Origin of the sequence: Psychrobacillus sp. FJAT-21963 (genome assembly GCF_001420585.1) — a bacterium.
GTDB lineage: Bacteria > Bacillota > Bacilli > Bacillales_A > Planococcaceae > Psychrobacillus.
This window is the reverse complement of record NZ_LJIY01000035.1, coordinates 1-6,042: the sequence shown is the minus strand read 5'-3', so window position 1 is coordinate 6,042 and position 6,042 is coordinate 1. Positions and strand designations below refer to the sequence as shown.

Here is a 6,042-nt window from a genome sequence, read left to right as displayed (position 1 = left end):
ATATTAGTTTTTAGGATTTTAAATATATTAATAATTTTTTATTCACCATTATTGAAGTAATGAAAGAGTGGGTGAGCAAGTTGGCTATGGAAGAAAAAGAATTAGAATCACATTATGATGCTGATCAGATACAAGTGTTAGAAGGACTAGAAGCTGTTAGAAAACGTCCGGGTATGTATATTGGTACAACTAGTTCAAAGGGACTTCACCATCTTGTATGGGAAATCGTTGATAACAGTATTGACGAAGCACTTGCAGGTTATTGTGATCATATTATTGTTACAATAGAAAAAGACAATTGGATTCGAGTAGAAGACAATGGACGAGGTATCCCTGTCGACACACAAGAAAAAATGGGTAAGCCTGCTGTTGAAGTTATCATGACTGTTCTCCATGCTGGTGGTAAATTTGGCGGTGGAGGCTATAAAGTATCCGGTGGACTACATGGTGTTGGTGCTTCTGTTGTAAATGCACTTTCCGAGTATACAGAAGTATATGTTAAGAGAGATGGAAAAATTCATCGTATTAAATTTGAACGTGGAGATGTCATTTCCCCATTAGAAGTTATCGGAGAATCCGAAGAGAATGGAACAACAACACGATTTAAAGCGGACGCTGAAATTTTTACCGAAACAACTGTGTATGAATTTGATATTTTGGCTCATCGTGTTCGAGAATTGGCTTATTTGAATCGTGGATTACAAATTACAATTGCGGATGAAAGGGAAGGCCAAGAAAAGTCCATTAAATATCATTATGAAGGCGGAATAAAATCATACGTAGAAGATTTAAATAAATCAAAAGAACCTATTACAGAAGAAGCAATATTTGTTGAGGGTGAAAAAGAAGGAATCTCTATTGAGATTGCTATGCAATATAATGCGGGATATTCATCTAATATATTATCTTTTGCAAATAATATTAATACGTATGAAGGTGGAACACACGAGTCAGGATTCAAAACAGCCCTTACTCGTATCATCAATGACTATGCTAGAAAAAATGGTTTGTTAAAAGAGGCAGATACCAATTTATCAGGTGATGATGTTCGTGAAGGACTAACTGCGATAGTATCTGTTAAGCATCCAGATCCTCAATTTGAGGGACAAACTAAAACTAAGCTAGGAAACTCAGAAGTTAGTACTATTACGAACAGCTTATTTTCCGAAGGATTTGATCGATTTTTATTAGAAAATCCTCAGGTTGCTCGAAAAATAGTCGATAAAGGCTTGATGGCTGCAAGAGCTCGAGTTGCCGCAAAAAAAGCTCGTGAATTTACAAGAAGAAAATCAGCTTTAGAAGTTTCAAGTCTACCTGGGAAATTAGCGGATTGTTCATCTCGTGTTCCTGCAGAAAGTGAACTGTACATCGTAGAAGGTGACTCTGCCGGTGGATCAGCAAAATCAGGACGAGATCGTCACTTCCAAGCTATTTTGCCATTACGTGGGAAAATATTAAACGTGGAAAAAGCACGTTTAGATAGAATACTTGGAAATGCTGAAATTCGAGCGATGATTACTGCATTAGGTACTGGAATAGGCGGAGAATTCACTTTAGAAAAAGCCCGTTACCACAAAATTATTATTATGACCGATGCTGATGTCGATGGAGCTCATATTCGTACTTTATTACTTACTTTCTTCTTCCGTTTTATGAGACCTTTAATCGAGGCAGGTTATGTATATGCTGCACAGCCACCTTTATATCAAGTAAAACAAGGGAAGCATGTAGAATATTGCTATAACGACGAACAATTAAAAGAAATTTTAGATCGTTTACCTAAAACATCGAAACCTAATATTCAACGATATAAAGGTTTGGGTGAAATGGATGCAGACCAACTTTGGGAAACGACAATGGATCCAGATGTTCGTACATTGCTTCAAGTAAACTTAGATAATGCAATGGAAGCTGATGCTGTATTTGAACAATTAATGGGTGAGGACGTAGAACCAAGACGTCAATTTATAGAAGAAAATGCAGTATATGTGAAGAATTTAGATATTTAAGTAAGTGTGTGACTGGAGGTCTTGAGAATGTCGGAAATACCGAATAAAGGTGTTAAAGGGATCAATATTAGTCAAGAAATGAAAACTTCCTTCCTTGATTATGCAATGAGTGTAATTGTATCCCGTGCATTACCAGATGTTCGTGACGGCTTAAAACCCGTTCATCGTCGAATTTTATATGGTATGCAAGAATTGGGGAATACACCGGATAAGCCTCATAAAAAGTCTGCTCGTATAGTAGGAGACGTAATGGGGAAATACCATCCACATGGTGACTCCTCTATTTACGAAGCGATGGTACGTATGGCTCAAGATTTTAGTTATCGTTATATGTTAGTAGATGGCCATGGTAACTTTGGGTCTGTTGATGGAGACGGAGCAGCTGCCATGCGTTATACAGAATCTCGTATGTCTAAGATTGCACTAGAGTTGTTGCGAGATATCAATAAAAACACAATCGACTATAAAGATAACTATGATGGCCAAGAAAAAGAACCAGTAGTATTGCCTAGTAGATATCCAAACTTGCTTGTAAATGGTGCTTCTGGGATTGCAGTAGGGATGGCAACTAATATCCCTTCTCATAACTTAGGAGAAATAATTGATGGAGTTCTAGCATTATCTGAGAACCCTGCAATTACCATTGAAGAGCTAATGTCTATTATTCCAGGTCCTGACTTTCCAACTGGTGGTATCATTTTAGGGCGAAGTGGTATTCGTCGCGCTTATGAGACAGGTAGAGGATCAGTTTTAATTCGTGCTAAGGTTGAAATTGAACAAAAAGCGAGTGGTAAAGAAGTAATTATCGTTACAGAATTACCGTACCAAGTAAATAAAGCACGCTTAATCGAGAAAATCGCAGAGCTCGTTCGAGATAAAAAAATTGATGGCATTACCCATTTAGCAGATGAATCTGACCGTAATGGTATGCGAATTGTTATAGAAGTTCGAAAAGATGCTAACTCAAATGTATTATTAAATAATTTATATAAACAAACTGCTCTACAATCTAGTTTTGGTGTAAATATGCTAGCACTTGTAGATAACCAACCAAAAGTCTTAAACATAAAAGAAATGCTTTACTACTATCTTGAACACCAAAAAGTAGTTATTCGTCGCCGTACACAATTTGAGTTAAATAAAGCTGAAGATCGAGCACATATTTTAGAGGGTTTACGTATTGCGTTAGATCATATTGATGAAATCATTGCATTAATTCGAGCTTCTCAAACAGGAGAAGAAGCGAAAAATGGACTAATGGAGAAATTCAATTTATCTGAACGACAAGCTCAAGCAATCCTGGATATGCGTTTACAACGTTTGACTGGTTTGGAACGTGACAAAATTGAAGAAGAATATAATTCATTAGTTAAATTAATTGAAGAGTTGAAGTTTATATTAGCAAATGAATATAGAGTACTTGAAATTATTAGAGAAGAAATTACAGAAATAAAAGATCGTTATGCCGATAAACGTAGAACTGAAATTGTTGCAGGAGGAGCAGAAGTTTTAGAGGATGAAGACTTGATTCCAGTTGAAAATTCTGTTTTAACTTTAACAAATAAAGGGTATATTAAACGATTACCTGCAAATACGTACAAGAGTCAAAAACGTGGTGGCCGTGGAGTTCAAGGGATGGGTACGAACGAGGATGATTTTGTAGAGCATCTATTGTACACATCTACCCATGATACAATCTTATTTTTCACTAACAAAGGTAAAGTGTATCGTGCAAGAGGGTTTGAAGTTCCTGAATACGGAAGAACAGCGAAAGGATTACCGATTGTTAACTTGCTAGGTATCGAAAGAGATGAACAAGTTACAGCGATGATCCGAATGGCATCATTTGAAGAGGATAATTATTTCATCTTCACGACTAAACATGGTGTAACTAAGCGATCTCCTGTTTCTGGTTTTGCTCATATTCGAGCAAATGGATTGATTGCTATTTCCTTACGTGACGAAGATGAGCTGATTGCTGTACGTTTAACAGATGGAAACAAGCAGATTATTATCGGAACACGTCAAGGAAAATTAGTTCGATTCGAAGAAACAGATATTCGATCAATGGGAAGAACCGCTAGTGGTGTTAGAGGTGTTCGACTAAAAGATGACGACTATGTAGTAGGTATGGAAATTATTGAACCTGGTCAAGAAATTTTAGTTGTAACTGAAAATGGTTACGGAAAACGTACACCAGAATCCGAATACCGTTTACAAAGCCGTGGTGGAATGGGCGTTAAAACCTGTCAAATCACCGAAAAAAATGGCCCATTATGTGCGGTTAAGGCAGTAGATGGAACAGAAGACTTAATGCTAATTACTATAAATGGTATGCTCATTCGTATGGATGTTAATGATATTTCTGTAACAGGCAGAAGCACTCAAGGTGTCCGATTAATGAGATTAGCAGGAGATGAGTTAATAGCAACCGTAGCTAAAGTGAAAAAAGAAGATGATGAAGAAATAGGAGAAGAGGATTCTATAAATGAAGTGGAGACCGAGGATTCCATTAATGAAGTAGAAGAATCATCAATCGAAGAAAATGAGTAAATAAATTACCCCTAAGCAAACATATTTGCTTAGGGGTGTTTTTTTGCATATACAAAAATCGTGAAAATTTAGTATAATTAAGGAAATTAAAAGGACAAAAGGAGTGAATACATTGGATTATATATTAGAGAATCTAGAAGAACTAAGATTAGGCAGCACAATTGCGGAAGATATCTTAGTAAATACAAAGACTCCTATTATTCGAAAAGATACGAAAATATTGAGAGAGCATATACAAGTATTACGTGCTTTTAATATAAACAAAGTTCCAGTAACTATAGATAATATGTTCAATAGATCTGATGAAGAGATAATGAGACTAAACGATGAAAAAGCCAAGAAAACTATAATAGAAAATAAAGCACCAGAAATTAAAACAAACTTTGCTCAATTATATAACGAAGCCGTTAGTAATTATCATAAGGAATTTTTAGCATGGGAATCTGGAATGAAGGTTGATGTAGCTAGGCTACGAAATATCATTATGCCTTTAGTAGAAAGAGCATCGGCTGATCGACAATCTCTTTTTTATTTAAATAACTATTCTACAAAAGAAAAATATATTGCTCATCATTCTATCGCTGTAGGGATACTTTCTGGTGCGATAGCAAAGAAGTTAAACTATTCTAATGGTGAAATTATTCAAATTGCAACTGCCGGTTTAATGGCTGATACAGGTATGGCAAAGGTAAATTCAAAAATTAGAGATAAAAAGTCTCACTTAACAGAAGCGGATTTTTCAGAGATTAAGAAGCATACAATTTATAGTTTTCAGATGATCAAAGATAGTCCATTACTTAAACCTGAGATGAAGCTTGCTATTTTTCAACATCACGAAAGATTAGATGGTAGCGGATATCCAAAGGGTGAAAAAATGGAAAATGTATCGATTTATTCACAAATAATTGCTGTTGCCGATGTTTTTCATGCAATGACTTCCGAAAGGATCTATCGAGCAAAAAGTTCTCCTTTTAAAGTATTAGAAATGATTAAAGAAGAAGAGTTTGGTAAGTATAATATTCAAGTTGTAAATGCTTTAATATCTCTTGTAGGTGCAGTACCTATTTCAACTCGAGTACTTTTATCGAATGGAGAAATAGGAGAAGTAGTTTTTTTACATAGAGATTCACCATTCCGACCGATGATTCGATTAACTGAAAATGGTGAGATAATTGATTTAAATGCAAAACGATCGGTTTATATTGAAGCACTTGTATAATAATATAGAGAGAACTCTTTCCTTACTTTTAATGATAATGAAAGAGTTTTATATTTTATTTAGATAAAGTGTTGACATGTGTATCGTATCTTGGTATTATAGAGAAGTCGTCAAAACAAGACGGCAACATGAACATTGAAAACTGAACATGCAAAACGTTAAGACATATAGCTTGATAGACTAACTTCGGTTAGTCGGATAGCAAACAATTTTGACATCATTTAATGATGATGCCAGCAAAACAAAATGAGCTTTTTAAGT

3 protein-coding genes are annotated in these 6,042 nt (G+C 35.4%); all 3 read left to right on the top strand.

Translation table 11 applies throughout. The annotated features are described in order from the left end of the window. Window positions 1-86 precede the first annotated feature (86 nt). The gene (gene gyrB / locus AN959_RS20450) at window positions 87-2,009 is read left to right on the top strand and encodes a DNA topoisomerase (ATP-hydrolyzing) subunit B (RefSeq protein WP_053592251.1); all 1,923 of its coding nucleotides are present in this window, start codon (window positions 87-89) and stop codon (window positions 2,007-2,009) included. 27 nt (window positions 2,010-2,036) lie between these two features. Next, window positions 2,037-4,562 (top strand): DNA gyrase subunit A, encoded by a 2,526-nt coding sequence (gene gyrA, locus AN959_RS20445; protein WP_053591126.1) that lies wholly within the window; start codon window positions 2,037-2,039, stop codon window positions 4,560-4,562. A 103-nt stretch (window positions 4,563-4,665) separates the two neighbouring features. Then, a complete protein-coding gene (locus AN959_RS20440) occupies window positions 4,666-5,781 on the top strand; it encodes an HD-GYP domain-containing protein (protein WP_371256597.1) in 1,116 nt (371 codons plus the stop codon). The last annotated feature ends 261 nt before the right edge of the window (window positions 5,782-6,042 follow it).

Bases quoted from the DNA above. Each gene is read 5' to 3' on its own strand.
- gyrA (WP_053591126.1), top strand. From the start codon at position 2,037: ATGTCGGAAATACCGAATAAAGGTGTTAAAGGGATCAATATTAGTCAA.
- gyrB (WP_053592251.1), top strand. From the start codon at position 87: ATGGAAGAAAAAGAATTAGAATCACATTATGATGCTGATCAGATACAA.